The 1,635-nt window shown below is 47.3% G+C and carries 1 protein-coding gene; it reads left to right on the forward strand.

The annotated features are described in order from the left end of the window. Positions 1-81: 81 nt before the first annotated feature. Entirely contained in the window at positions 82-1,473 is a 1,392-nt protein-coding gene (locus KDK14_RS04870) for an MFS transporter (RefSeq protein WP_257263894.1), read from the forward strand. The last annotated feature ends 162 nt before the right edge of the window (positions 1,474-1,635 follow it).

Raw genomic sequence — 1,635 nt, forward strand, 5'->3', positions numbered from 1 at the left:
ATTAAATTGGTAAAATTCTTCCGGTGCAATCAAAACCTTACGGATTCAGGTTAAAAAACCAACCTCAAAAGGGAAAGTACAATGGAACAAACACTCAAAGCTGGCCAGGTCAGCTTGCCAGGTTATACGCCTGTCGTTGGGTTAAAAGAAAAAATTGGTTACAGCCTGGGTGATACTGCCGGTAACTTTGTTTATCAATCGGTCCTGCTGTTATTGGGTTTTTATTACACCGAAATATATGGATTAAGTGCTGCAACCGTAGCAGGAATTTTTCTGTTTGTGCGTATTGTTGACGCAGTCACCGACCCATTAATGGGCGCACTGGTTGACCGGACCAATACCCGCTGGGGTAAATATCGTCCTTACCTGCTGATCTTTTGTGTGCCTTATGCCATTGCCAGCGTTCTGGTATTTACTGTGCCGGATATGGGGGCGCAGGCAAAGGTCATTTATGCGTATGTCACCTATTCCGTACTCATGGTGTTGTTTACTGCAACCAATATCCCTTACGGGGCCATGACCGGTGTTATGACCAGCATTCCGGAAGAGCGGGCCTCAATCAACGCCACACGCTTTATGTTTGCTACCGGTGGTGGCCTGATAATTACCTCTGTCGTGTTGCCCATGACAGAAATACTCGGTGACAGCCCGGCTGATGGTTATCGCTATGCCATGATGATTATGGCGGCACTGTCGGTTGTCCTGTTCCTGATCTGCTTTTCAACAACCAAAGAGCGCGTCAAGCCGGTTGCGTCAGAAAACACCAGCCTTCTTTCAGACTTGTCCCTTATTTGGAAAAACGATCAGTTCCGCTGGTTGTCGCTGGCGACTTTTGTGATGGTCACCACGCAAACCATCAAAAATACAACACAGATGTTTTACATCACCATGTATGTGGAAAATGCTGCGGCAATGGTCTCCCTGTTCATGTCCCTGTGGATGGTGGGTGGCATGATCGGTGCCCAGATGGCTACCAAAGTGCTGGACAGAATGTGTAAAAAACAGGCCTACATTACCCTTCTGTTTGCCTGTGCCGCTATGTCCGCAGTCTCGTACATTGCAGGCAATAACAATATAGCGGTAATCATGGCGATTCAGTTCTTTGTTGGTTTCTTTAACCAGATGATTGCGCCAATCTGGTTCACCTTTACGGCAGATGCCACTGACTATGGTGAAGTAAAGTTCAGTCGTCGTGTTGATGGGCTGGCCGTATCATTCACTATTTTCTCCCTGAAAGTTGGCTTGTCCGTCGGTGGTGCCATTGCCATGGGGCTGCTCGGTAGTTACGGCTACATCAGTGGCGGGGTGGAACAAACACCTGAAGCCATTAACGGCATCCTTACGGTATTCTCCATTATTCCTGCGATTGGATTTATGCTGACCGCACTGGTGGTTTCCCAATTCAAAATGAACAGCAAAACGATTGCGGAAACGGCCGATAAATTGCAACAAATTCGAGCCACGGGCGCTTAAAATCATCCAAGCCTGATTATGACTTTGTCTATTCACTGCGGTAATCAGGCTTGAGTTTGAAACACGGATGTTTCTGACATCACGCAGCGTGCAAGAAACTCGACTATGGAATTGTCCCGGAATAACTTCATCATTTTATTCAGTCCGGGAAAATGCCGCCGC

Origin of the sequence: Endozoicomonas sp. ONNA2 (assembly GCF_024606365.1) — a bacterium.
Classification (GTDB): Bacteria; Pseudomonadota; Gammaproteobacteria; order Pseudomonadales; family Endozoicomonadaceae; genus Endozoicomonas.

What these genes read in the sequence shown, in the direction of transcription:
- KDK14_RS04870 (WP_257263894.1), top strand. Translation starts at nt 82, where the DNA reads ATGGAACAAACACTCAAAGCTGGCCAGGTCAGCTTGCCAGGTTATACG.